Annotated in this window: 22 protein-coding genes; 14 read left to right on the top strand and 8 right to left on the bottom strand. The window is 60.5% G+C overall.

Translation table 11 applies throughout. From position 1 onward, the window contains the following. Positions 1–49: 49 nt before the first annotated feature. Positions 50–538: a (2Fe-2S)-binding protein gene (locus ACT54B_RS14330; protein ID WP_476045762.1), complete on the bottom strand. Its 489-nt coding sequence runs from the start codon at positions 536–538 to the stop codon at positions 50–52. 274 nt (positions 539–812) lie between these two features. On the opposite strand from ACT54B_RS14330, the gene ACT54B_RS14325 reads away from it, so the two are divergent. The 3 genes from ACT54B_RS14325 to ACT54B_RS14315 all read left to right on the top strand — a co-directional run bounded on the left by ACT54B_RS14325 (position 813) and on the right by ACT54B_RS14315 (position 7,428). Continuing rightward, on the top strand, positions 813–1,073 hold the full coding sequence (locus tag ACT54B_RS14325; RefSeq protein ID WP_183366468.1) for a glycine zipper domain-containing protein: 261 nt from the start codon (positions 813–815) through the stop codon (positions 1,071–1,073). Between the two features lie 179 nt (positions 1,074–1,252). Further along, positions 1,253–3,178, top strand: a complete 1,926-nt coding sequence (locus tag ACT54B_RS14320; protein WP_476045761.1) for an autotransporter assembly complex protein TamA — start codon at positions 1,253–1,255, stop codon at positions 3,176–3,178. A gap of 74 nt (positions 3,179–3,252) precedes the next feature. Beyond that, positions 3,253–7,428: a translocation/assembly module TamB domain-containing protein gene (locus ACT54B_RS14315; RefSeq protein ID WP_476045760.1), complete on the top strand. Its 4,176-nt coding sequence runs from the start codon at positions 3,253–3,255 to the stop codon at positions 7,426–7,428. A 13-nt stretch (positions 7,429–7,441) separates the two neighbouring features. Here ACT54B_RS14315 and ACT54B_RS14310 read toward each other — a convergent pair whose 3' ends face one another. Next, positions 7,442–7,870 carry an Lrp/AsnC family transcriptional regulator gene (locus ACT54B_RS14310; protein ID WP_476045759.1) on the bottom strand — a complete coding sequence of 143 codons (429 nt, stop codon included), beginning with the start codon at positions 7,868–7,870 and terminating at the stop codon, positions 7,442–7,444. Positions 7,871–8,000: 130 nt separating this feature from the next. On the opposite strand from ACT54B_RS14310, the gene rocF reads away from it, so the two are divergent. The 4 genes from rocF (at position 8,001) to ACT54B_RS14290 (ending at position 11,416) form a co-directional block, all read left to right on the top strand. Then, the gene (gene rocF / locus ACT54B_RS14305) at positions 8,001–8,939 is read left to right on the top strand and encodes an arginase (protein ID WP_476045757.1); all 939 of its coding nucleotides are present in this window, start codon (positions 8,001–8,003) and stop codon (positions 8,937–8,939) included. 214 nt (positions 8,940–9,153) lie between these two features. Further along, complete coding sequence (locus ACT54B_RS14300) at positions 9,154–9,633, top strand: chemotaxis protein CheW (protein WP_476045756.1); 480 nt, start codon at positions 9,154–9,156, stop codon at positions 9,631–9,633. A gap of 10 nt (positions 9,634–9,643) precedes the next feature. Continuing rightward, positions 9,644–9,964, top strand: coding sequence for a hypothetical protein (locus ACT54B_RS14295; protein WP_476045754.1), 321 nt, complete (start codon positions 9,644–9,646; stop codon positions 9,962–9,964). 330 nt (positions 9,965–10,294) lie between these two features. After that, positions 10,295–11,416, top strand: coding sequence for a Gfo/Idh/MocA family protein (locus ACT54B_RS14290; protein ID WP_476045752.1), 1,122 nt, complete (start codon positions 10,295–10,297; stop codon positions 11,414–11,416). Between the two features lie 495 nt (positions 11,417–11,911). Here the strand turns inward: ACT54B_RS14290 and ACT54B_RS14285 are convergent, their stop codons facing one another. Next, on the bottom strand, positions 11,912–13,072 hold the full coding sequence (locus ACT54B_RS14285; RefSeq protein ID WP_476045751.1) for a M20 aminoacylase family protein: 1,161 nt from the start codon (positions 13,070–13,072) through the stop codon (positions 11,912–11,914). A gap of 163 nt (positions 13,073–13,235) precedes the next feature. On the opposite strand from ACT54B_RS14285, the gene ACT54B_RS14280 reads away from it, so the two are divergent. Continuing rightward, a complete protein-coding gene (locus ACT54B_RS14280) occupies positions 13,236–14,405 on the top strand; it encodes a D-alanyl-D-alanine carboxypeptidase family protein (protein WP_476045750.1) in 1,170 nt (389 codons plus the stop codon). Between the two features lie 3 nt (positions 14,406–14,408). Further along, positions 14,409–15,572: a CobW family GTP-binding protein gene (locus ACT54B_RS14275; RefSeq protein ID WP_476045748.1), complete on the top strand. Its 1,164-nt coding sequence runs from the start codon at positions 14,409–14,411 to the stop codon at positions 15,570–15,572. A gap of 3 nt (positions 15,573–15,575) precedes the next feature. Here the strand turns inward: ACT54B_RS14275 and ACT54B_RS14270 are convergent, their stop codons facing one another. The 5 genes from ACT54B_RS14270 to ACT54B_RS14250 form a co-directional block, all read right to left on the bottom strand. Then, on the bottom strand, positions 15,576–15,821 hold the full coding sequence (locus ACT54B_RS14270) for a sulfurtransferase TusA family protein (protein ID WP_476045746.1): 246 nt from the start codon (positions 15,819–15,821) through the stop codon (positions 15,576–15,578). After that, entirely contained in the window at positions 15,818–17,062 is a 1,245-nt protein-coding gene (locus ACT54B_RS14265) for a L,D-transpeptidase family protein (RefSeq protein WP_476045745.1), read from the bottom strand. The genes ACT54B_RS14270 and ACT54B_RS14265 overlap by 4 nt, the downstream gene beginning before the upstream one ends. Before the next feature lie 213 nt (positions 17,063–17,275). Continuing rightward, positions 17,276–18,229 carry an acetyl-CoA carboxylase carboxyltransferase subunit alpha gene (locus tag ACT54B_RS14260; RefSeq protein WP_476045744.1) on the bottom strand — a complete coding sequence of 318 codons (954 nt, stop codon included), beginning with the start codon at positions 18,227–18,229 and terminating at the stop codon, positions 17,276–17,278. Between the two features lie 71 nt (positions 18,230–18,300). Continuing rightward, positions 18,301–19,254, bottom strand: a complete 954-nt coding sequence (xerD, locus tag ACT54B_RS14255; protein ID WP_476045743.1) for a site-specific tyrosine recombinase XerD — start codon at positions 19,252–19,254, stop codon at positions 18,301–18,303. A 10-nt stretch (positions 19,255–19,264) separates the two neighbouring features. After that, positions 19,265–19,426: a hypothetical protein gene (locus ACT54B_RS14250; RefSeq protein WP_476045742.1), complete on the bottom strand. Its 162-nt coding sequence runs from the start codon at positions 19,424–19,426 to the stop codon at positions 19,265–19,267. 155 nt (positions 19,427–19,581) lie between these two features. Here ACT54B_RS14250 and ACT54B_RS14245 point away from each other — a divergent pair, with 155 nt between their 5' ends. From ACT54B_RS14245 to ACT54B_RS14225, 5 genes are all read left to right on the top strand, one after another. After that, positions 19,582–20,175 carry a shikimate kinase gene (locus tag ACT54B_RS14245; RefSeq protein WP_476045741.1) on the top strand — a complete coding sequence of 198 codons (594 nt, stop codon included), beginning with the start codon at positions 19,582–19,584 and terminating at the stop codon, positions 20,173–20,175. Next, positions 20,172–21,299 carry a 3-dehydroquinate synthase gene (gene aroB / locus ACT54B_RS14240; RefSeq protein WP_476045740.1) on the top strand — a complete coding sequence of 376 codons (1,128 nt, stop codon included), beginning with the start codon at positions 20,172–20,174 and terminating at the stop codon, positions 21,297–21,299. The genes ACT54B_RS14245 and aroB overlap by 4 nt, the downstream gene beginning before the upstream one ends. Further along, positions 21,296–22,615: an HlyC/CorC family transporter gene (locus ACT54B_RS14235; RefSeq protein WP_476045739.1), complete on the top strand. Its 1,320-nt coding sequence runs from the start codon at positions 21,296–21,298 to the stop codon at positions 22,613–22,615. The genes aroB and ACT54B_RS14235 overlap by 4 nt, the downstream gene beginning before the upstream one ends. A 65-nt stretch (positions 22,616–22,680) precedes the next feature. Continuing rightward, a complete protein-coding gene (copM, locus tag ACT54B_RS14230; protein WP_476045737.1) occupies positions 22,681–23,112 on the top strand; it encodes a CopM family metallochaperone in 432 nt (143 codons plus the stop codon). A 31-nt stretch (positions 23,113–23,143) separates the two neighbouring features. Continuing rightward, entirely contained in the window at positions 23,144–23,476 is a 333-nt protein-coding gene (locus tag ACT54B_RS14225) for a four-helix bundle copper-binding protein (protein ID WP_476045736.1), read from the top strand.

Here is a 23,476-nt window from a genome sequence, read left to right as displayed (position 1 = left end):
TCTGGTGAACTGGTTCTCGCCCGGCTCTCGGCCGAGCCCGAATTTCGGATTACTCTGCCGCCTGCTTGGCACCGCCCATTTCGGCAGCGGCTGCAAGCACGGACTTGACGATATTGTGGTAACCCGTGCAGCGACAGATATTGCCTTCCAGGCCCGCACGCACGGTTTCTTCCGTCAGCCTGGTGCCATGGCGGTTGATCAGGTCGACCGCGGTCATCACCATGCCCGGTGTGCAAAAACCGCACTGAAGCCCGTGATTGTCCTTGAAGGCGGCCTGTACCGGGTGAAGCTCACCATTCGTCGCAAGCCCTTCGATCGTCGTGATCGTGGAGCCCGAGGCCTGCACGGCCAGGATAGAGCAGCTTTTCACAGACTTCCCATCCATATGCACCACGCATGCACCGCACTGGTTCGTGTCGCAGCCCACATGGGTGCCCGTCAGGGCCAGCTTTTCACGGATAAAATGCACGAGCAGCGTCCGATCCTCGCAGTCGCCGCTCACTGTCCGGCCATTCACCGTCAGTGTCACTTTCGCCATTGATGTTCCTCCTCGCGCCTCTCCCCGGCGCATGAAGCATCATTTGTCTTTTTTTCCCGCCTATCAACACTTACTTTTTTAAGGGTCAGATTTTTTATGGGCTCAATTGCAACGAACGGGAACTTTCACAGTCGGAGGTAGTTAAAGAGTCAACCGGCCATATTGCCCGGTCCGGTAGCTCATGTATGATTGTGATTGTCCTTGCTGCGGCAATATCGGGGGGCGGCTAAACCCGGAGTTGGCGTATCAGACTTTGAAACTTGGAGAGAGTTCTATGAAAAAGGCCATCGTTCTTCTGTTGGTTGGTTTGTCGGTAGCAAGCTGCTCGCAGACCGAAAAGGGTGCAGCTATCGGCGCCGCTGGCGGTGCGATCCTCGGCGGTGCAATCACCGGTGATGTCCGCGGTGCAGCCGTTGGTGCGGCTATCGGCGGCGTATCGGGGGCCGTCATCGGCCACGTGTCCGAGCAGCCGGGCCAGTGCTACTACCGTGACCGCTATGGTCGCCGTTACATCGACGATTGCCCGCGTTACTAATTCGCGAGCCTTTCAGGAAAATCCCGGGCCTAAAAACCCGGGATTTTTTCGTTTGTGCGGGAAATTTTCCCCTCAGGGTGCCGGACACGCATTTTTAATGATAAGAGGCAAGCCCCGGTTAACTATCAGGCAAGCCTTAGGGCGCATGATCGAGATCGTGTCACTTAGTAGTCTGGCGTATGCACAACCGTTCGTATGAAACGAAGCGACCTCTTGTCCGAAAGGTCAGGAAAGCAGTTCTGGTCCTCTCGGCCGGGACCGCGCTTCTATCGGTATACGTGCAGACCGCTTCCGCTTTCACTCTCTTCGGTCACAAATTTTTCGAAAGCGAGGATCCTGCCCAACAGGTGCTCGATCCGGTGCGCTACACGGTCACGCTCGATGCGCCGGGTGCGGACAAGGACCTGAAGGAGACGCTGGAGGCCGCCTCGCAGCTTGTCGCCGACAAGGACGAGCCGGTTTCGGGCGATCTCGGCGTCGCCATCAAGGCGCGCGACGACCGTGACCGCATCCTGGCAACCCTTTACGAGAATGCCCGATACGGTGCGGTGGTGACGGTTACCGTCAATGGCATCGAACTCTCGGCGTTGCCCCCGAACCCCGCCTTCGACCGGACCGCCCCCGTGCCCATTCATGTCCGTGTCGATCCCGGACCGCATTTTTCGCTCGGTCAGGTGGATTTGCGCGGCGATGCGGCGCGCTTTTCGCCGGACGCGCTTGGCCTGGGCGCCGGTGCAGATGCCGGCTCGCTTGCCATCATCAAGGCAGGTGAAAAGGCTGTTGCCGAGCTGAAGAAAGAGGGTCGGCCGCTTGCCCGGCTCACCGCCCGCGATGTGGTGGCCGACCACACGACCCATACGGTTGACGTAACCATCGCCGCAGAGGGCGGACCTGTCGCGCCGCTCGGGGAAACCAGCGTATCCGGCACGGAAACCGTCGATGCAGAATTCGTACGGGACTATTCGCTGCTCAACAGCGGAAGACCCTATACGCCCGCTGCCCTGTCCAAGGCATCGGAAAGGTTGCGTAAACTCGGGGTCTTCTCCAGCGTCACGATCCGGGAAGCGCAGTCGCTCGATGATGCTGGCCGCATACCGGTCGACATCAAGGTCTCGGAAGGCAAGCACCGTTATTTCGGGATCGGAGCGCAGTATTCCACCATCGACGGCTTTGGGGTGCAGGGTTACTGGGGGCACCGCAACCTCTTCGGCCGCGCCGAATCCCTGCGGGTCGAAGGGGCCGTGAGTCGCCTGGGCGAGACGACGGACGTACAACAGCTGGATTATTCTGCAGGCATTCTCTTCTCGAAGCCCGGCTTCATTTTGCCGACGATGACATTGAACGCCAGTCTGAAGGCCAAGATGGAGGCCCCGGAATCCTATGAGGCGAAGACGGTCACGGCGGCTGCCGGCCTGACTTACGAGCTCAACGACACGGACAAGATCACGGGCGGCGGCGAAGTCAGCTATTCGAAGACCGAGGACGCCTTCGGGGTCAACGACTATCTGACATTCTCCATACCGGTCGAATTCGAGCGCGATGCACGGGATGACAAGCTCAATCCCACATCCGGTTACAGGGCCATCGTCAATGCCAAGCCGAGCTACGAAGCGCTGGAAGGCAATGTCTTCTCGTCCTTCGAAGCTTCGGCCTCCGGCTATTATGGTTTTGGCGAAGAAGACAACGTGGTTCTGGCGGGGAAATTGTCCGCAGGCACGATCGTGGGCGGGGGTGATCTCGACAATATTCCGGTCAACCGGCGTTTCTACGCCGGGGGCGGCGGTTCCGTCCGTGGTTATTCCTATCAGCAGATCTCCCCCCGAAATGCCAAGGGTGAAGCGACCGGGGGGCGCTCCTACGTCCAGACTTCGCTCGAAGCGCGGGTGAATGTAACGGAAACGATCGGGGTGGTGCCCTTTATCGATGCGGCAACGGTTTCCGAGGAATCAGTCCCCGATTTCAGCGATATCCGGGCCGGCGCCGGCATCGGCCTCAGATATGCGACGCCGTTCGGTCCGATCCGCCTTGATGTTGCCGTTCCGCTCCAGTCTTATGAGGGGGGTAGTCGATACGGTATCTATGCCGGTATCGGCCAGGCTTTCTGATCCGATCGGCCCCGACCTAACCCGTCTCGCTGGCCGTGGATTCCCGTTTACCGCGCGGGGAAGTAGGTTCACGCATGACCAAATTGATTCGCATCCTCCGCTTTTTCCTCCGCAGTATCGGCCGTATCGTCCTCGGTTTGCTGGCGCTTTCGCTGGCGGCGATCGGCTATGTCGGCTTTACGGCTTCGGGCGCAAGTCTGTTGGCGGGCAAGGTTGCAGGTCTTCTTTCCAAGCCGGAACAGATCGTTTCTCTGGAAACTTCGTCCTCGCTGCTGGGCGGGCAATTTCGGGCGCCCGAGATTACAGTTGCCGACAGCAGGGGAGTTTATGCGCGCATAAGGGATCTGGAAATCGACTGGTCGCCCTCGGCCCTCCTTGGATTTTCCTTCGAAGCGGAGCGGGTAAGGGCAGGGCGGGTCGAATATCTGAGACCCCCTGTTCAGGATGCACCGGCAAAGCCGTCGGATGGAACGCCCTTCCGCTTGCCTGTTGCGATCAAGATTGCCACGCTCGACCTTCCCGATGTTTTCCTGGGCAAGGATGTTGCGGGGCGGGAATTTGCGCTCACGGCATCCGGCTCGGGCCGCGCGGACAATCAGGATATCGTCATTTCCCTCGCCGCGAACCGCAAGGATGCACCGGATGCCCGGGCGCTTGCCGATATTGCCTATGTTCCCGGGGAGAACCGCCTGACGCTCAAGGCCTCGGTGGACGAACCGAAAGACGGCATGATCGCGTCGATGCTGAAGCTGCCCGACAGGCCTGCGATGCACCTGACCGTCGATGGCGCCGGGCCGCTCTCCGACTGGCGCGGCAAGCTCTCGGCCGCGCTGGATGGATCGGAAGCCTTTTCCATGGACCTCGGTCATGAGGCGCTGGCCGATAAGGGGCACCGGCTGACCATCGAAGGTCGGGGACAAGCCCAGCCGTTGATGCCAGAAACGGTGCGTTCGCTCTTCGAGGGCCAAACCGATTTTGCCTTCGAGATCGATCTGGGAGAACGGGGTAGTCTCCAGATCCGGCGTGGCTCACTCACCTCTGCCAGCGTCCGGATCACCGCTGCCGGCGCTTACGACCCCGGTGGCGACAATTCCCTGACGGCCCATCTTGCGGGGACAGCGGGGCCGGTCGCGATCGCCATTCCGGCAGGCAAGGACGTGGCTCGCCTCTCCTTGCGCAGCGCCGACCTTTCGCTTTCCGGCAAGGCAGAGGCCGCCACGCTGGATGTCCGTGCGGACATCGAATTTGCCGATTTTCCGGGGTACCGGATCGATGAGGTGCAGGCTGCCGCTAGCAGCAAGGCGCTGGACCTTGCAGCGCGGACCGGTCCGCTGGATTTGACCCTTGGGTTTGAACGGGCCGCTTTTGCCGATCCAAACCTGCAGAGGCTTTTGCCGGGGCCGTTCCGTCTAGAAGCGCCGGTTGCGCTGGAGCCGGGCATTCTGTCGATCAGCAAGGCCACCGTGGAAAGCGCCCGGCTCGGTGGGACGCTGTCCGGCCAGTATCGACTTGCCGAACAGGATCTTACTGCGGATCTGAAGCTCTTCGCCTTGCCAGAAGTTCTCCCGGATGCGCTGTCAGCGAAAACCCGGGGGCGCATCGACGTTTCGGCGGGGCTTTCCTACGCAGCCGGGGGCGCTTTGACGGTGTCAGGCCTCGAGCTGGGCTCCGATATCCTCAAGGCCAAGGGAAATCTGTCGCTCGTCTCCGGGGTAATCGCGGCAGACCTCTCGGGCGAATTGCCCAATCTTTCGGCGATCCTGGGCGACGCGAAAGGGGCTGCTGCCTATGCGCTGACAGCGAGCGGTCCGATCGGGAGGCCCGATTTCAAGGCCACACTTTCCTCCGAAAATGCGGTTCTCTCGGGGCGCAAGCTCGACAGCCTCAGCCTGGTTGCGGAAGGCAATGCCGATCCCGGCGCACCGCGCGCCAAGATCGGCGCGGAGGGCAGACTGGCCGGCCAGCCGGTGTCCATCGATGCGGAAATCAAGACGGAGGCAGGCGTCATCAGCCTGCCCGTTCTCGAGGCAAAGGTGGGACCGAACCAGCTACAGGGCGCTTTGCGCCTGGGGCCTGATTACATGCCCGAAGGAGGCGTGACGTTCGATCTGCCCGATCTCGGACTCGTTGCAGCGCTGGGGGGACAGAAGGCATCGGGTGACCTCCAGGGAACCGCACGGTTTACGCGTCAAGGCAGTGTTTCCGGTGCAACCATCAACGCGGCTGGAAAAGGTCTGCAAAGGGACGGGCTGTCGATCCGCAATCCCCGGATCGCTCTCGATGTTTCGGATCTGAAATCGCTGGCGGCATCGGGGACTGTCGAGGCACAGGAGATTGCCCTCGGGGCAAATCGCTTGTCCGGCCTGCACCTTTCCTTCGACCGGGTGGGACAGGAGACCGCGTTCGATCTGAAGGCCGGTTATGATGGAAAGCCGCTGGTCCTTTCCGGTGCGGCGGAGGTGAAGCAGGGACGCACCCATATCAGCGTCAAGAAATTTGCCGCCGTACCGAAGGGCATCAGCCTGAAACTGGCCAAGGCTACCGACATCATGATCGACAAGGGCGTCGGTTCCCTTGCCGGACTGGTTATCGAGGCGGGTAAAGGCACTGTCCTTGTTTCGGGTACTGCGGGCCAGACGCTCAATCTGGCGGCTGACATAAAGGCCTTGCCCCTCGCCCTTGCGAATGCCGTGCAGCCATCGCTCAAGGCGGAGGGCTCGCTTTCCGGGAGCGTGAGCATCAAGGGGCAGGCCGCGTCCCCCGACATTGCCTATCGTCTGACCCTTGACCGTGCAGCCCTGGCCCAGACGCGCAGTGCCGGGATGCAGGCTTTCTCCATAAAGCTCGACGGAGAGATGCGCTCCGGACAGGTGCGCATCAACACGACCGCGTCCAATGCGGATGGTCTGTCCGTCAAAGGCGGTGGCACCGCCGCGGTGACCAGCACCCGGGCTCTCAATTTATCCTTTACCGGCAAGCTTCCGCTCAAGATCGCTTCCGCAATGCTGGCTTCCCAAGGCCTGGTGGTCGGTGGCAATGCAAATCTCGACATCAAGATTTCAGGCAGCATGGCCCAACCCGTTCTGGCGGGCAGGATCACATCCAGCGATGCCTCGCTCGTCGATGTCCGCCGCAACCTGACGATCCGGAATCTTGCGGTCGCGATCGATCTCGACCGGACCCGTGCCCAGATTTCGAAGCTGAGCGGAACGCTTTCGACCGGGGGAACGATTTCCGTCACCGGATCGGTAGGCATTCAACCCGGCAGCGATTTTCCGGCGGATCTGAAGATCGCGCTCGATCGGGCAGCCTATGTGGATGGAAAGATCGTCTCCACCGTCGTGGATGGCTCGCTCACGCTGACGGGGCCGCTGATGGGCGGGGCCAAGCTCGGCGGAAAGCTGACGCTGGGCCGGTCGGCGATCACCATCCCGCAAAAGCTTCCGGCCTCCCTGTCGCAGATCAATGTCAAGCACAAGAATGAGTCGCGTGCCGTTGCCGCGCAGAATTCGGATGTCATGTCCCGCACGGGCGGCGGCGGAAAGGGATCTTCTTCCTCGATTGCCCTGGATCTCGTGATTTCTGCGCCTCGCATTTTCGTGCAGGGCCGGGGGATCGATGCGGAACTGGGCGGGGATCTTACCTTGCAGGGAACCGCCAATGACCCGGTGGTCTCCGGCGGCTTCAAGATGAAGCGTGGCCGGCTGACCATTCTCAACCGCCGACTGGATTTCACGACCGGGACGATCGCATTCGGTGGCGATCTGACGCCGACACTGGATATGGCGGCACAGTCCGACACCGGCTCCACCACCGTGACCGTAACGATCAGCGGTCCGGCAAACGACCCCGCAGTCGCGTTTTCTTCAAACCCCGCCTTGCCGCAGGACGAGGTGCTGGCCCAATTGATCTTCAACCAGTCGCTGTCCCGCCTCTCCGTGTTGCAAATCGCCCAACTGGCCGATGCCGTGGCGCAGTTGGCCGGTGGTCGGTCCACCTCCCTGTTCCAGAGCCTTCGATCCAATCTCGGGATCGACGATCTGGACGTCAGTTCCGACGAGAGCGGACAGGCCAAGGTAAAGGCAGGAAAATACCTGAATGACCGGACCTATATTCAGGTCGAACAGGGGGCTAATTCGGGCAGCAAGGCGTCCATCAACCTGGATGTCGGCCGAGGCATCAAACTGAAAGGCGAAGCCGGATCGGATGGCGCCGGTGCGGCCGGAATCTTCTACGAGAAGGAATATTGAGCGCAGGATGTGGTCAGAACCCGGTCTTGCGCGTTCTGAGGAGAATGTTGGTTTCAGTGAGGTTGATACCTTCGATGAGACGAATGCGCCTCAATGTCTCATCGAAGGCGGCGAGATCCTGTTCCTCCAGCTCGGCAATGAAATCCCAGCGTCCATTGGTGGAGTGCAAGGCCCTGACCTGAGGCATACCCCGCAGCTGATCGGCCACGCGGTCTCCCATTTTCCCCAGGACCTCGATCATGATGATCGCGCGGACATTCGGAAGGCGTGTTTCCTGCCCGGTTCGAATTGTAAAAGCGGCAATCGTTCCATTCTCGACCATGCGGTCGATGCGCGCCGTCACCGTCGCTCGCGAGGCTCCTGTCATGGCAGCGAGGGACGAAACGGGTAGGCGCGCATTATGGCGCAGCGCGGCGAGCAAGGCGTGGTCGAGATCATCCATAAGCAATTTGCCAAATCTGACTTACAATTTGCGCATTATGCTCGAATAGTGAGCAATTTTCCATCTATTTGTAACGAACCAATTCGAATTAGAGTGCGCCTCTCCCGGTTCGCAAAAGAGGATTGCAGCAATGGCCCATCTCCACAGGAAGCCCATTACCCTGGTCGGTGTTCCGATGGAGGAAGGATCCGGACGCCGTGGCGCGGCCATGGGTCCTGCCGCCCTCAGAATAGCCGGTATCGACCGTGCACTTCAGGATCTGGGTTACGACGTCCGGGACCAGGGCGATATCCGCCCGGTTCCGGCACGAGACCTGCCTCTTCTGCCCCGTGCTCTGAACCTCCAGACGGTTGGAGCCTTCGTTCGGGAGCTGGAGGCGCAGACCTACGAGATTGCGGCAGGCGGCAGCCTCCCCATCCTGCTGGGGGGCGATCATGCACTTTCCATCGGCAGCGTCGCTGGCATGGCGCGCCATGCGGCGGAGGTGAACCGTCCGCTGTTCGTTCTCTGGCTCGACGCACACTCCGATTTCAATTCGCCGGAAACCTCGCCGTCCGGGAATATTCACGGCATGCCGGTTGCGCATTTCTGCGGACTGGCCGAATTTGCCCCGATCTTCCCGGCCGACAGGCCTTTCGTCGCGCCATCACGTGTCTATCAGGTCGGCATTCGTTCGGTCGATCCCAAGGAGCGGGAAATGATCCGTGAACACGGCGTCAACGTGTTCGACATGCGGGCCATCGACGAGAGCGGCATCGGGGCGATCATGACGCGGATCATCGACGATGTCCGGGCAGCAAACGGGTTGTTGCATGTCAGTTTCGACGTGGATTTTCTCGATCCCGAGCTGGCGCCGGGGGTCGGCACCACGGTTCCGGGTGGTGCCACCTTCCGTGAGGCTCATCTGATCATGGAGCTGCTCTGCGACAGTGGCTTGGTCTCGTCTCTTGATCTGGTCGAACTCAATCCATTCCTCGATGACAGAGGCAAGAGCGCCCGCATCCTCGTGGAAATGGCTGCGAGCCTTTTCGGCCGGCGGATCTTCGACCGACCCACCCGGGCGGCCTGACGTTACGGACGATTCCGGACAAGCCTCGCCGGGCCAAGCCCGTGCGAGGCTTTTCTGTTTGGGTTGGGTTCAGACTTGATCAATAAAATGATGATAATTCTAGCATCAGGCGTCCATGGCCAGATTGCTTTCCAGCAAAATGGAACCGGTGGGCAGGCTTAGTTGCAGGAAACGCGGCTCCGTGCCGAGCAATATTGTCTGGATGGAACTTTCGATGGCGACCATGATCAACTCGACCAATTTCGGTGGCGAAATGCTGGAAATCATAGCATTCCGGCTGCACGACCAGGAATTCTGCGTGCGAACCACCACCATCCGGGAAATTCGCGGCTGGGCTCCCTCGACCCCGATGCCGCATTCTCCGCCGGAAATCATCGGCGTGATGAATCTCCGGGGTTCGGTCATCCCGATCATCGACCTGGCCTACAAGCTCGGCATGAAGAGCACCGTCGCCAATGAACGGAGCGCCATCGTCGTTGCCGAAGTGCATTCCATGGTTGTGGGCATGCTGGTCGATCGGGTTTCCGATATTCTGACCATCCCGGCCAGTCAGGTCCAGCCCGTTCCGGAAGTCACCGCATCCTTTGACAAGACCTTCTGCGAAGGTGTCATTGCCAATGACAATGGCATGATCTGCTTCCTGAACCTGGCGAAAATGTTCAAGGGCAGCGAAGCCGACGATCTCGCCGCCTGAGGAACGTTTCGTGAAGGCCATTCTGATCGCCCTCGCTCTGAGCGCCGCATCCCAGTTGCCGGCCTATGCCGCCTGCACCGCAGAAGTCACCGAAACGGTGGCGGCGCTCGAAGACTCATCGTCCAGCCTGGAGCCGGGCGATGATTTCGGAACCCCCACGCAGCTCCAGATCATCCCGGGTGACCAGAGCTCTTTCATCTGCGGGCATGGCTCCTACTGCTACCCTTCGGGACCGATCGTGCTGAAGGGCTGCCGGATCGTGCCCGATCCCGATCCATCGGCCAGCGGCGATCCAGCCGAACCGATCATTTTCATGCTTCGGTCGGAGTGAGTCCCTGCGGCCAGCGGTTGCCCGCCTTGGTCCGTTGACCGGGCGCCGGCGAAAAGCGTCCGGCGATTTCTGGAAACGGTGACCTCAAGACCCCGATAGGCACGAAGGGCCGAACCCTGCGGATCCGTCTCCCTTAAGCCCGCTTAAGCTGCGGGCGCGGGGCGCGCGGAAGAGGGGTGGCGGCCATCGCGTCTGTGCCATCTTTACAAGGACATTCGCTGGCCCCAGAGTCCCTGTCCGGAGGGTTGACGATCCCCCGCTTGTCGATCTTCCTCGATCTTGGCGCCGGGAGAGCGCCTCCGGATCCCATCGAGAACAAGGACCGCTGAAATGAACAAGCCCAAGCTCAAGATCGGCCTGATCGGCACCGGGTTCATGGGCAAGGCCCATGTATTCGGCTTTGCTTCCGCACCGCGCGTGTTCGAACTGCCCTATGATCTCGAATTGCAAATGGTGGCCGATGTGACGCCGGAGGCCGCTGCCAAGGCTGCGCGCATGCTGGGCTTTGCCCGGGCGACCGCCGACTGGCGCGACATCGTCAACAATCCGGAAATCGACGTTGTCGATATCACCGCACCGAATGCCCTGCACAAGGACATGGCTTTGGCGGCGATTGCCGCGGGAAAGCATGTCTATTGCGAAAAGCCGCTCGCACCGCTGGCCGCCGATGCGCGCGAGATGGCCGATGCTGCCGAAGCGAAGGGCGTCAAGACGCAGGTTGGGTTCAACTATCTCTGCAATCCCATGCTGGGTCTTGCCAAGCAGATGATCGAGGCGGGTGAACTTGGAGATATTCGCGGCTATCGCGGCCTTCACGCCGAAGACTACATGGCGGATGCCGGCGGTCTCTACACATTTCGCCACGATCCGGCGGGTGGCGGTGCGCTGGCCGATATCGGTTCGCATGCGCTGGCAACCGCAGAATATCTCTGCGGCCCGATCACCCGTGTCATGGGCGATTGTGTCACCATGATTTCAGACCGTCCGGATGGCAGGGGTGGTCGCAAGACCGTATCGGTCGATGACGTCGGACGGGCCTTCCTGCGATTTGAAAATGGGGCGAACGGCTCCATCGAAGCCAACTGGATCGCCACGGGCAGAAAGATGCAGCACGATTTCGAAATTTGGGGCACGAAGGGGGCGCTCGCCTTCAGTCAGGAACATTTCAACGTGCTCCACTATTTCAACACTGCGGATGCGAAAGGCCGTCAGGGTTTTCGTCGGATCGAGGCAGGTCCCGACCATGCCCCCTACGGTCTCTTCTGCGTCGCTGCCGGCCACCAGCTGGGCTTCAACGACCTGAAGGCCATCGAGGTCGCCGGTTACGTGAACGCAATCGCCGGCCATGCGCCGGAGCCTTTCAATTTCCGCAAAGGCCTTCGGATCCAGACCCTTGTGGAAACCATCCATCTATCCTCGCGCGAGGAGCTTTGGATGGATGTCGGCCCGTGAAAACGGCGGCAGACCACAAAGCATGGGCCCTGCCGCTGCGACCGCAAGGCGCTTGCCTGCTGAAATCATAGAGAAATTGGTGTCCACGAGAGGATTCGAACCTCCGACCCCAGGATTCATACCACTTCGGCTTTCGCCGCCGCATCAGCGTTTGTGGTCTGGACTGTCCCTTCACCATGGGCATGAAGCCGTTAGGTGCCGCCCGTCCAGTCTCTACACACTTCCCCGAATTTCTTCAGGGCTTGGCTCGGGATTGGCATGCTGGAAGCCCAGCGAAGCGTTCCCCGACTTTGAGCGGATCGATTGAGCGGGTTTCCCCGAACAACCCCCAACTTAGGAATCCTGTGCTCTATCCTGCTGAGCTACGTGGACTTTCAGGATAATGCGCGACCTTCGATAGCGCATCCGCCCAGCCCCGGCAATATCAAACTTCCCGCTTGGGGAAGCACCGCCTGAGGATGAGGATGGGGTTGCCAGAGGATGGTTCCTCCCAGCTCAGGAGAGGCGGTTTTCCACGAGCTTCACCCAATAGGAAATCCCCAGGGGAATGATCTCGTCGTTGAAATCGTAATGGGGATTGTGAAGGTTTGCGCTTTCGCCGTTGCCGAGAAAGATGAAGGCCCCGGGCCGGGCGTTCAGCATGTAGGAAAAGTCTTCTCCACCCATCATCGGATCTGTTTCCGGATCGACCTTGTCCTCTCCGGAAATGGCCGTTGCTGCCGCGATCGCATGCCCCGTTTCCAGGGCGTGGTTGACGGTGACGGGATAGTTTCGAACATACCGCACCTCGGCTTCCGCCTGGTGGGCTGCAGCCAGTCCGGCGGCAATCTCGTTCAGTCGCTTTTCGGCAAGGTCACGCATTTCGGGTTTCAGAGTCCGTACCGTTCCTCCGAAGGTCGCCGTATCGGGAATGATGTTGCTGGCAAAGCCGGCATGGAACTTGGTGACGGAGACCACGATGGATTGCAGGGGGTCGGTATTCCGGGACGCAATGAGCTGCAGGCTGGACACCATCTGCGTGGCAATGGCGATCGGGTCCACCGTGCGATGCGGCTGCGCCGCGTGACCGCCCCGGCCCTTGACCGTGACCGTGAACTCGTCGGTCGATGCCATGATCGGGCCCTTGCGGATGGCGAATTCTCCGACGGGCAGGCCCGGGAGGTTGTGCAGGCCATAGACCTCGTCTATCGCGAATCGCTCCATCATCCCGTCTTGAACCATCAGGTTGCCGCCGCCGCCGCCTTCTTCCGCGGGCTGGAAGATCACGGCCACCTGGCCGGAGAAATTCCGGGTCTCGGCGAGGTACTTTGCCGCACCCAGCAACATGGCGGTATGCCCGTCATGGCCGCAGGCATGCATCTTTCCGGACACTTTCGATGCCCATTCCTTTCCGGTCTTCTCCTCCAGAGGCAAGGCGTCCATGTCAGCCCGGAGACCGATGGTCCGCTGTCCGGCCCGGTTGCCCCGGATAAGTCCCACGACCCCGGTTCTTCCGATACCCGTGACCACCTCGTCGCAACCGAATTCCTTCAGCTTTTCCGCAACAAAGGCGGCTGTCTGCACCACGTCGAACAAAAGCTCCGGCTGGCTGTGGATGTGGCGACGCCAACCGGTAACTTCGTCCTGGAGTTCTGCCGCGCGGTTCAAGATAGGCATTCGAAATCTTCCTGTCTGATCAAGGGCCTTAAATCCATGCCGCTTCCTGTGCATTGACATGCAAGGTTGACCGCATGACTTACCTTTGCCATTTCTACTCCCTATAGGCTAAATTCCATCGCCTGACGACAGATATACCCACAATTTGAGGATTGCCGTGTTTGTGACCAAGACCCCGCTGACGCATGGCCTTCGCCGTGCAGTGCTGGCCGTGACGCTTTTTGCCGCGAGCACCCTTCCGTTTGCTGCTGATGCCAACCCGCGGATCGTCGTGGATGCAGGCTCGCTCAAGGTGCTCGACCAGGAAATGGCCTTCCGCAAGTGGTACCCTGCCTCGCTCACCAAGCTGATGACGGCCTATGTGACCTTCCGTGCGGTCAAGGCCGGCGAGTTGCGGCTGGACAGTCTCGTGACCATGAGCAAGCGGGCGGCCGCCCAGCCGGCCAGCAAGATGTATTACAAGCCCGGACAACAGCTGACGCTGGACAGCGCGCTGAAGATCCTGCTGGTCAAGTCCGCCAATGATGTCGCCGTAGCCATTGCCGAAACGGTGGGAGGCTCGCAGGAAAATTTCGTCGCGCGCATGAACGCCGAAGCGGCCCGTATCGGCATGGGGAGTACCCGCTTCATCAATCCCAACGGCTTGCCGGGCAAGGGGCAGTACACGACGGCGCGCGACCTTGCCTTGCTGACCGTCCTGTTGAAACGGGAATTTCCTGAATATTCGGACTATTTCAAGCTGGAAGGTATCGATACGGGCAAGCGGCAGTACCCCAACTATAATCTGCTGATCGGTCGTTTCGAAGGGGCCGATGGCATGAAGACCGGTTTTATCTGCGCATCAGGTTTCAACCAGGTCACCTCTGCCACGCGCGAAGGGCGGACCATTATCTCCGTCGTTCTCGGCACGGAAAGTCTGGCGGCGCGTGCGGACATGTCCGCCGATCTTCTGCAGAAGGCCTTTGTCAGCCCGGGCGGCGGTCCGCGGATCGACCAGTTGGCGCCCGACGCGGACGCTGCCCTCGACGTGGCAGATATCAGTGCCGACATCTGCAGCAAGAAGGGCGCGCAGGTCCGCAGCGAAAGCCGCGACGAAGTGGGCCGGATGAAGCTGCTATCCCCCTATGTGCATGAAATGGATCACGAACCCGTTTTCGTCTTCGCGGGGCTCATTCCCGGTTCTGAGCCGGAAAAGGTGGCGGATACGAAGGGCAAGAACAAGGGTGGCAAGAACAAGGGCAAGACAAAAAAGACGGGTGGAAAAAGCCAGTCTACGTCCGACCTGAGCGATGCGGCGGTCCCCGTTCCCAAGCCAAAGCCTGTAAAGGGTTGATCCATGACACAGGCGCTGCGGAAAATCCCGGTCAGCATCGTCACCGGGTTTCTCGGAGCGGGCAAATCGACGCTGTTGAACCGCCTGCTCAAGGACCCGGAACTGCGCGATTGCGCGGTCATCATCAACGAGTTCGGCGAGGTGGGTATCGATCATCTTCTGGTCGAACAATCGAGCGATTCCATCGTCGAGCTGTCGGACGGCTGTCTCTGCTGCACCGTCCGCGGCGAGCTGATCGATACACTGGCCGATCTCGCCGACCGGATGCAGACGGGCCGTATCAAGCCCCTGCAGCGTGTGGTGATCGAGACGACCGGGCTGGCCGATCCGGCCCCCGTCATGCAGTCTGTCATGGGTAATCCTGTTCTCGGCGCTCTCTTCGGTCTCGAAGGCGTGATCACCGTCGTGGACGCGGTGAATGGCGAGACAACGCTGCGCCATCATCCAGAAGCCGTGAAGCAAGTGGCGGTTGCCGACCGATTGATCCTGACGAAGTCCGATCTTGCCAGCGCAGAAACAGTCGGCCGCCTGAAGGCTGCACTGACGACCTTCAACCCACGCGCAACCATACTCGATGTTTCAGATCCTGCCGCGGCGGCAGCCAGCCTGCTCGCAACCGGTCTTTATGATCCCGCAGGCAAGAGCGCGGATGTGCGACGCTGGCTGGGAGATGCGGATGACTCCCATAATCATCATCATGAGCATGAGCATGAGCATGAGCATGGGCATGGGCATGGGCATGGGCATGGGCATGGGCATCACCATCACCACCACGATGTCACCCGGCATAGCCAATCGATCCGTTCGTTTTCGATCTTTCACGACAGGCCTGTCTCTCCGATGGCCCTCGAGATGTTTGTCGATCTGCTCCGTTCGGCGCATGCAGACAAGCTGCTGCGCATGAAGGCCATCGTCCAGCTCACCGATAATCCGGACCGTCCGGTGGTGCTTCACGGTGTGCAGCAGATTTTCCATCCGCCCGTGCGGCTCCAAGGATGGCCGGATCCGGACGACAGGCGGACACGGCTCGTCCTGATCACACAGGATTTGCCGGAGGCGTTTGTCGCCGATCTGTTTGCCGCCTTTACCGGAACGCCCGGAATCGATCGGCCTGATCGGGCAGCATTGGAAGATAACCCGCTTTCCGTGTCGGGTATGAAATTCTGACCTTCAGCGGGCGTGCTTGCGGATATGGAAACGGTGCCCGTTTTCGGTTCGCATCTGCGCGACGAGAAGATGCCCGTCTTCCTGGCACAGGTGAGGGATATCGATGCCGGCGAGGGGATCGGTTGTTTCGACCATCAGGTCATCGCCCGGTTCAAGGGCGCGAAGCGCCTTGCGGGTGCGCAAGGCGGGTAGCGGACATTTCAGTCCCTTGAGATCGAGAAGGCGCGGCTCAGGCGCTTCTGGCTTCATTCGGAAGCCCAGAACTTCCAGAAGGGTTTCTTTGGCGGCTCGACTGCGGCGGTGGCGACCGGCGCGTTCGGATTGGGGGTGGGAACCGGTACCGAGGCCGTGGTTTCCTGGGATGTGCCTGCGACAGCGGCAGAGGCGGTCGCTGTGGTCGGCTTCGCTCCGGCAGAGGGTTTTGCAGCCGCCAGGGCCGCATTGGCGCTTGCGACATGGGCCTTGGTCTGCTTGGAATTTTGCCCGGACAACAGGGCCTGATATTCTTCCACCGATACCATCTTGCCAGCTTCGAGCGCTGTTCCCGTCGGTGCAAAGGCAAGCTCCCGTCCCTGACGGAGCTTGGCGACGACAGCCTTCCTTTCGGCTTCGGTCGGATCGTACCAAACCTTGTCTTCGTACTTTGCCAGGGCGGTATTATATTCCTGATCGTATTTGGAATTGTATTTCTGCAATGCGGCTGCCAGCGCCGGCGGCGTGGAGAGAGCCGGGCAGCTTCCCCGCGGGTTCAGCCCCTTGCCACCGGTGTCCTGGTTGAAGACATAGGTCTTGTTGCACACCGCGACCTCAGGCGGGCGCTTCGTGACTTCGAAATTGTCGTAGCCGACCTTCAGCATTTTCCAGAAATCGTAATGCGGGCTCATCCGATGCCGCGCCATATTCTCGGCGGTCATGCGGAAGGGAAGGGCTTGAAGCTGAATGGTTTTCTGACCGCCGCGAAATGCATCGCGGGCGAGGGCATAAATTTCCAGGACCTGTTCATCCGTCATCGAATAACAACCGGATGACGAGCAGGCTCCATGGATCATCAGATTGGTGCCATACCGGCCATTGGCCCGGTCAAAGGCATTCGGGAAGCCCGTATTGATGGCGAGATAATATTTCGAATTGGGATTGAGATTGGCCTGGCTCAGCTCGTAGAAACCTTCCGGTGCCTGACGGTCGCCTTCCTTCACCTTCGGTCCGAGCCGCCCCGACCAGGCGCAGATCCTGTAGCCGACAAGCTTTTCAAAACGCTGGTCGTTCCGCGCTTTCCAGATTTCCAGCTCGCCTTCTTCCTTGACGATGCGCAGCATGATCGGCGAGTTGCGCGACATGTTCTTCTTGCGCATGTCTTCGACGATCTTGCCCGAAAGCTGATACTCGACCTTGTTCGATACTTTGGAAAGATCGATGGATTCCAGGCTGTCGTTGCAGCCTGCCAGAAGGGGGGCAACGAGGCCCGCGAGGATAAGATACCGTATACGCATGCCGGATTGCCCGCGAAGTTCCTGAAATTGCTGGCCGAAGCTCGAACGAACGAACCATAGGCGCTTATGCTTCACAAATCCTTAACCAATCGCAGCAGGACTCTTCAAGTCCCTGCCTCCTTCACCGGCGAGGCCCGATTGCCCGCGCGCCGATGCCGGACACACCTTGCCCTCAATCGCGTCATGATTATGACGCAACGCGCTGCTGCCGCCTTAGAGATTGCGGCCGATCGACAGGAATTTCTGCCGGCGCTCCGCCCGTACGGCATCGCCCGAAACGGAGGACAGTTCCCCCAAAGCCTTGGCGATCACTTCGCCTGTCGCCTGGATCACCTGTTCCGGATCGCGATGGGCACCGCCCACCGGCTCCTTGATGATGCCGTCGATCACACCAAGTGCCTTCAGGTCTTCGGCAGTGATGCGCATATTCGTTGCAGCTTCCTTCGCGCGCGTGGAATCGCGCCACAGGATGGAGGCGGCGCCTTCGGGAGAAATCACGCTGTAGATGGAGTGCTCGAGCATGTAGACCCGATTGCCGGTTGCGATGGCAATCGCTCCTCCCGAGCCGCCTTCTCCGACGACGACCGAAATGATCGGGACGCGGATGTTGAGGCACATTTCCGTGGATCGGGCGATTGCTTCCGCCTGGCCGCGCTCTTCCGCCCCGACGCCCGGATAGGCCCCCGCCGTATCGACAAGGGTTACCACCGGAAGACCGAAGCGATCGGCCATTTCCATGACCCGGATGGCCTTGCGGTAGCCTTCGGGGCGGGCGCTGCCGAAATTGTGGCGGATGCGGGATTTGGTGTCATGGCCCTTTTCCTGGCCGATGATGGCCACTGACTGGCCCCGGAAGCGACCGAGCCCTGCCTGGATGGCGGCGTCTTCGCCGAAGCGGCGGTCGCCAGCCAGGGGCGTGAAGTCTTCGAAAAGAGCGTCGGCATAATCGACGAAATGCGGGCGCTGCGGATGACGGGCCACCTGGGTCTTCTGCCAGGCATTGAGCTGGGAATAGATGTCGCGCATGGCATCGCGGGCGCGCGCTTCAAGCCGCGTGATTTCTTCCGACGTATCGATGCTCTGATCTTCCTGAGCCAGCTTCTTCAACTCGTGGATCTTGCCCTCGAGGTCGGAGATGGGCTTTTCGAAATCGAGATAGTTATGCATGACAAACGTTTCCGATCGTGATCAGGGCCCGCCGGAGGTCCTTACCGGCCTTTCTTGCAGCAAAGGCTGCTCTAATCCTTGTTTTTGCCCTGTTTGGCAAGGGGGTGATGTGTCTGCACCAGCTGATGCAGCCTTTCTTCCTGTACATGGGTATAGATTTGTGTCGTTGAAATGTCCGAATGGCCGAGAAGCTCCTGTACCACGCGCAAATCCGCGCCATTGGCCAACAGGTGACTGGCGAAGGCATGGCGGATGACATGGGGCGACAGCACCGAGGCCGGCACACCCGCGCGGGCTGCAAGGGCTTTCAAGTCGCGAGCGAAGACCTGGCGCGGCAGATGTCCTTCTTTTCCTGCAGAGGGAAAGAGGAAGGGGCCAGCGTCCTCGATACCCTTCTCCTCCTCCAGGCGTCGCTTCATCTCTCCATAGGTTTTCAGGGCGGCGAGGGCCGTTCGGGAAAGCGGAACAAGCCTTTCCTTGTTGCCCTTGCCCCGCACCACCAGAAAGCGGCCCTCCCGATCCAGAACGCGGACCGGCAGGGACACGAGTTCGCTGACGCGCATTCCCGTTGCATAGAGTAACTCGACCAGGGCCAGCATGCGCACCCGATCGAAATGCCGCGCGTCCACAATGGTCGTTTCTTCGGCCGCCTGCGCCAGGAGGCGCTCCACTTCATCCATCCGAAGGGTCTTCGGCAAAGCCCGCGTCTTGCGGGGGCTGTCAAGCACACCGGTCGGGTCATCGGGCCGCAGGCCCTCCGCATAGAGAAACTTGTAGAACTGCCTGAGCGACGACAATTTGCGGGACTGGGAGGTTGCGGCCAGGCCGTCTGCTGCCAGCGACTGGAGATAGGCGCCGAGTTCGGCCGAGCTTGCCTCCGTAAAACGCCCGCCGCGCCGACGAATATAGGCATACGCGTCTTCAAGGTCCCGTCGATAGGCGGCCAGCGTATTGGCGGATGCGCCACGCTCGGCGCTCATCATTTCCAGAAAGCTTTCCAGATGGGCAAGGCCGAGATCTCGCATGGCGCTGGCCTCAGGGATTTGCGGTTTTCGGCGGGTTCAGCTTCTCCGAGGGGATGCGCACGGTCACCTCTCTTTCGCGCGGCACGACCAGCACCGACAGAGCAACGAGCGAGCCATAGACGACCGCTCCGATCAGGACCAGGACCGTCAGGAAGCGGAAGAGTGTGGGCATGTCGGCCATCCCGGGATGATTGGGTTCACGCCTTTATGGATAAGGCCATGCCGACTTGCAAGGACGGTGAAGCGGGCGATCTTTATTGGCGGCATGGCTTGACGCTCACCCCGCTTTTACAGATACGATCATGTACAAGAAATTTGGTCAGGCCGATGAGCGACTTCGCAACGATTCTTCCGGATACCCTGCGCGACAAAGCGCGCACCGCTCTGGGCAAACGCAATCTCATACTGATCGGCCTCATGGGGGCCGGAAAGTCCTCCGTCGGACGCATCGTCGCCAGCCAGCTCGGCATCGCCTTCATCGACACGGATAACGAGATCGAGCGGGTCTCCCGCATGACCATTCCGGAGCTTTTTGCCGCTTATGGTGAACAGGAGTTCCGGGCGCTCGAAGCGCGGGTGATCAAGCGCGTCCTGCGTGGCGGACCGCGCGTGGTGTCGACAGGGGGCGGCGCCTTCATCAACGAGCGCTCGCGCAAGTTCATCAAGAAGGGTGGCCTGTCCGTCTGGCTGAAGGCGGATCTCGATGTCCTGTGGGAGCGCGTGAACAAGCGTGATACCCGCCCCCTTCTGCGGACCGAAAACCCCAAGAAAACCCTCGAGGATCTGATGAACGCACGCTATCCGATCTATGCGGAAGCGGATCTGACGGTTCTTTCCCGCGATGTCCGCAAGGAAAAGATGGCGAACGAGATTCTCGCTGCCGTCGCGGGTGTTCCCTATGATGAAAGTGACGACGAATGACTGTCTCCGTTGAAGCCCTGACCCGCGTCCATGTTCCGCTCGGTGAGCGGGCCTATGACATTCTTATCGGTCCCGGCCTTGTTGCGCGGGCCGGAGAGGAAATCGCGGCCCGGATAAAGGGTCGGAAGGCTGCCATCGTGACCGATGAGAATGTCGCTGCCCATTATCTCGGCCCGCTCCGGGAAAGCCTGTCGGCAGCCGGCATTGCTTCGGAAGCCGTTATCCTGCCGGCCGGGGAAAAGACGAAGAGTTTCGAACCGCTTATGGAAGCCTGCGACCGGGTTCTGGCTGCGCGGATCGAGCGAAACGATGCGGTCATCGCTCTTGGCGGCGGTGTTATCGGCGACCTTGCGGGCTTCGTGGCGGGAATCGTGCGGCGCGGCGTGCGGTTCATCCAGATCCCCACCTCGCTTCTTGCCCAGGTCGACAGTTCTGTCGGGGGCAAGACGGGGATCAATTCGCGGCACGGAAAGAACCTGATCGGGGTTTTCAACCAGCCCGACCTCGTGCTGGCCGACGCGGATGTCCTGACTACCCTCAGCCCGCGGGAATTTCGTGCCGGTTATGCCGAAGTGGTGAAATACGGACTGATCGACAAGCCGGATTTCTTCGCCTGGCTCGAAGCGCACTGGCAGGATGTGTTCCGGGGCGGTGAGGCCCGTATCCGTGCGATTGCCACCTCCTGCCAGGCAAAATCGGATGTGGTCGTTGCCGATGAGCGGGAAACCGGTCAACGGGCGCTTCTGAACCTCGGACACACCTTCGGTCATGCACTGGAGGCTGCAACGGCCTATGACAGCCGCCGTCTCGTTCACGGCGAGGCCGTTGCCATCGGGATGGTTCTGGCGCATGAATTTTCTGCGCGGATGAATCTGGCCAGCCCCGACATTGCCCGCCGGGTTGAAGCGCATCTCAGGGCCGTGGGCCTGCCGGTTTCCATGACTGAAATTCCCGGGCAGCTGCCGGGGCCGGAACGGTTGATGGAGGCCATTGCCCAGGACAAGAAGGTGAAGGATGGCAAGCTCACTTTCATCCTGACACGCGGGCTCGGTCAGTCTTTCGTGGCCGATGATGTTGCGGCAAGCGAGGTTCAATCCTTCCTGACGGAGAAATATCCGGGATGAGCGGCTCGGCGCTGGTTTCCTTCCTGTCCGAATACTGGCTGACGGCGCTTTCGATCCTCGGCCTGCTGATGGCATCCGGCTTCTTTTCGGGAACGGAAACCGCGCTGACCGCCACCTCCCGTGCAAGAATGCACACGCTGGAAAGCAATGGCGAGGCGCGGGCCGGAATCGTCAACCGGCTGATCGACCGGCGGGACCGCCTGATCGGCGCACTGCTGATCGGCAACAGTGCGGTCAACATTCTCGCATCCTCCCTGACCACGAGCCTTTTTCTCAGCCTTTTTGGCGAATCCGGCGTTGTGATCGCCACACTGATCGTCACGGTTCTTGTCGTCGTTTTCTCGGAAGTTCTGCCGAAAAGCTGGGCCATCTCTTCACCGGACCGGTTTGCACTGGCGGTTGCGGTGCCGACCCGGATTTTCGTCGCGGTGGTCGGGCCGGTCTCGAGCGGCATCAATTATTTCGTGCGGCAAGTTCTCGGGCTTTTCGGCGTCACGCTTTCGAAGGAAAGCTCGATGTTGTCAGCCCATGAGGAACTTCGCGGCGCGGTCGACCTGCTGCACAGGGAAGGGTCGGTGGTCAAGGCGGACAGGGACCGCCTGGGGGGTGTGCTCGATCTGGGAGAGCTGGAAGTCTCCGACATCATGATCCACCGCACCTCGATGCGCGCGGTGAATGCCGACGACCGGCCGGAAGTGATCGTCAAGGCCATCCTGGAAAGCCCGTTTACCCGGATGCCGCTCTGGCGTGGGTCGATCGACAATATCATCGGGCTCGTTCACGCCAAGGATCTGCTGCGGGCGCTTGCGGAACCGGGTGTCGAACCGGAAAATCTCGATATCGTGAAGATCGCCCAGAAGCCCTGGTTCGTCCCCGATACCACCAATCTGAAAGACCAGCTCAACGCCTTTCTGCGCCGGAAGATGCATTTTGCGGTGGTGGTCGACGAGTATGGGGAAGTCCAGGGGATCGTGACGCTCGAGGATATTCTCGAGGAAATCGTCGGCGATATCGCGGACGAACACGATATCGAGATCCAGGGCGTGCGCCAGGAGGCGGACGGATCGATCGTCGTCGATGGATCCGTGCCGATCCGGGATCTCAACCGGGCGCTGGACTGGTCCTTGCCCGATGAGGAGGCCACCACCATCGCCGGTCTCGTCATCCACGAATCCATGACCATTCCCGAGGAACGGCAGGCATTCACCTTCCACGGCAAGCGGTTCATCATCATGAAGCGCGAGAAAAACCGGATCACCCGCCTGCGTATCCGTCCGGCCGAAGGCACCGAAACGGACGATCCGCCCCAGACCTGATCTCCCATACTTTATCGGAACCATGACGGGCTTGGCCGTGTTTCGCCTCCAAAGGAGGAATGGCCATGCTCGCTCTCAGGATTTTTGGACCCGCGGCTTTGAATGTAGGGCTTGCCCTTGCCGGCCCTGTTCAGGCGCAGGATGTCGCCTATCCGGAACAGTGCCGGGCCAATGCCATGGCCATGCCGGGCCACTTCAAGGGCGATGCTGCCAAAAGCCCCGAAATGTCTTCCGAAATGACGGACTATCAGCAGGCATTCGGGCTTGGCATGCGCGACATGAACACGAACATGATGGCCGGCATAATGCAGGACGACGCGGACCGGGCCTTCATTTGCGGGATGATCGCCCATCACATGGGGGCCATCGCCATGGCGGAAACGGAGCTTTCCCATGGCGACGACGCCGAAGCCCGCGATATGGCAAAGCGCATCATCGAGGCGCAAAAGGCCGAAATCGAGACCATGAAGGTTTGGCTCGGCAAGGCCTCCAAATAATCCCGACCTTGTTTTCCCGATGGAGAGCTCCATGAAGACCTATGAAGACCCCATGCAGGCCTGCATCGATGCCTGCCTCGCCTGCTATCGGGCGTGCCTGAGCGCGCAGATGCACCATTGTCTTACCGCCGGTGGCGCCCATGTGGAGCCGGCGCATTTCCGCTTGATGGTCGCCTGTGCGGAAATGTGTCGCGCCAGTGCGCATATCCTGATGACGGGGAGTGCGCTTCACATCCACAGTTGTCGCGCCTGTGCGGAAATCTGCGAAGCCTGTGCGGAAGATTGCGCCCGGCTGGACGGTATGGACGATTGTGTCAGAGCCTGTCTTGCCTGCGCTGAGCGCTGCCGCGACATGCAGGCCTGA

It is taken from the genome of Gellertiella sp. DMC107, from assembly GCF_056313605.1.
Note: the sequence above shows the minus strand (reverse complement) of the source record. Positions and strands in the feature narration are given on the sequence as shown.

Bases quoted from the DNA above. Each gene is read 5' to 3' on its own strand.
- ACT54B_RS14265 (WP_476045745.1), bottom strand. From the start codon at position 17,062: ATGCGTATACGGTATCTTATCCTCGCGGGCCTCGTTGCCCCCCTTCTG.
- ACT54B_RS14270 (WP_476045746.1), bottom strand. From the start codon at position 15,821: ATGAAGCCAGAAGCGCCTGAGCCGCGCCTTCTCGATCTCAAGGGACTG.
- ACT54B_RS14325 (WP_183366468.1), top strand. From the start codon at position 813: ATGAAAAAGGCCATCGTTCTTCTGTTGGTTGGTTTGTCGGTAGCAAGC.
- ACT54B_RS14330 (WP_476045762.1), bottom strand. From the start codon at position 538: ATGGCGAAAGTGACACTGACGGTGAATGGCCGGACAGTGAGCGGCGAC.
- xerD (WP_476045743.1), bottom strand. From the start codon at position 19,254: ATGCGAGATCTCGGCCTTGCCCATCTGGAAAGCTTTCTGGAAATGATG.
- aroB (WP_476045740.1), top strand. From the start codon at position 20,172: ATGACTGTCTCCGTTGAAGCCCTGACCCGCGTCCATGTTCCGCTCGGT.
- ACT54B_RS14285 (WP_476045751.1), bottom strand. From the start codon at position 13,072: ATGCCTATCTTGAACCGCGCGGCAGAACTCCAGGACGAAGTTACCGGT.
- ACT54B_RS14300 (WP_476045756.1), top strand. From the start codon at position 9,154: ATGGCGACCATGATCAACTCGACCAATTTCGGTGGCGAAATGCTGGAA.
- ACT54B_RS14250 (WP_476045742.1), bottom strand. From the start codon at position 19,426: ATGCCCACACTCTTCCGCTTCCTGACGGTCCTGGTCCTGATCGGAGCG.
- ACT54B_RS14225 (WP_476045736.1), top strand. From the start codon at position 23,144: ATGAAGACCTATGAAGACCCCATGCAGGCCTGCATCGATGCCTGCCTC.
- ACT54B_RS14315 (WP_476045760.1), top strand. From the start codon at position 3,253: ATGACCAAATTGATTCGCATCCTCCGCTTTTTCCTCCGCAGTATCGGC.
- ACT54B_RS14235 (WP_476045739.1), top strand. From the start codon at position 21,296: ATGAGCGGCTCGGCGCTGGTTTCCTTCCTGTCCGAATACTGGCTGACG.
- ACT54B_RS14275 (WP_476045748.1), top strand. From the start codon at position 14,409: ATGACACAGGCGCTGCGGAAAATCCCGGTCAGCATCGTCACCGGGTTT.
- ACT54B_RS14290 (WP_476045752.1), top strand. From the start codon at position 10,295: ATGAACAAGCCCAAGCTCAAGATCGGCCTGATCGGCACCGGGTTCATG.
- ACT54B_RS14310 (WP_476045759.1), bottom strand. From the start codon at position 7,870: ATGGATGATCTCGACCACGCCTTGCTCGCCGCGCTGCGCCATAATGCG.
- rocF (WP_476045757.1), top strand. From the start codon at position 8,001: ATGGCCCATCTCCACAGGAAGCCCATTACCCTGGTCGGTGTTCCGATG.
- ACT54B_RS14260 (WP_476045744.1), bottom strand. From the start codon at position 18,229: ATGCATAACTATCTCGATTTCGAAAAGCCCATCTCCGACCTCGAGGGC.
- ACT54B_RS14320 (WP_476045761.1), top strand. From the start codon at position 1,253: ATGCACAACCGTTCGTATGAAACGAAGCGACCTCTTGTCCGAAAGGTC.
- ACT54B_RS14245 (WP_476045741.1), top strand. From the start codon at position 19,582: ATGAGCGACTTCGCAACGATTCTTCCGGATACCCTGCGCGACAAAGCG.
- copM (WP_476045737.1), top strand. From the start codon at position 22,681: ATGCTCGCTCTCAGGATTTTTGGACCCGCGGCTTTGAATGTAGGGCTT.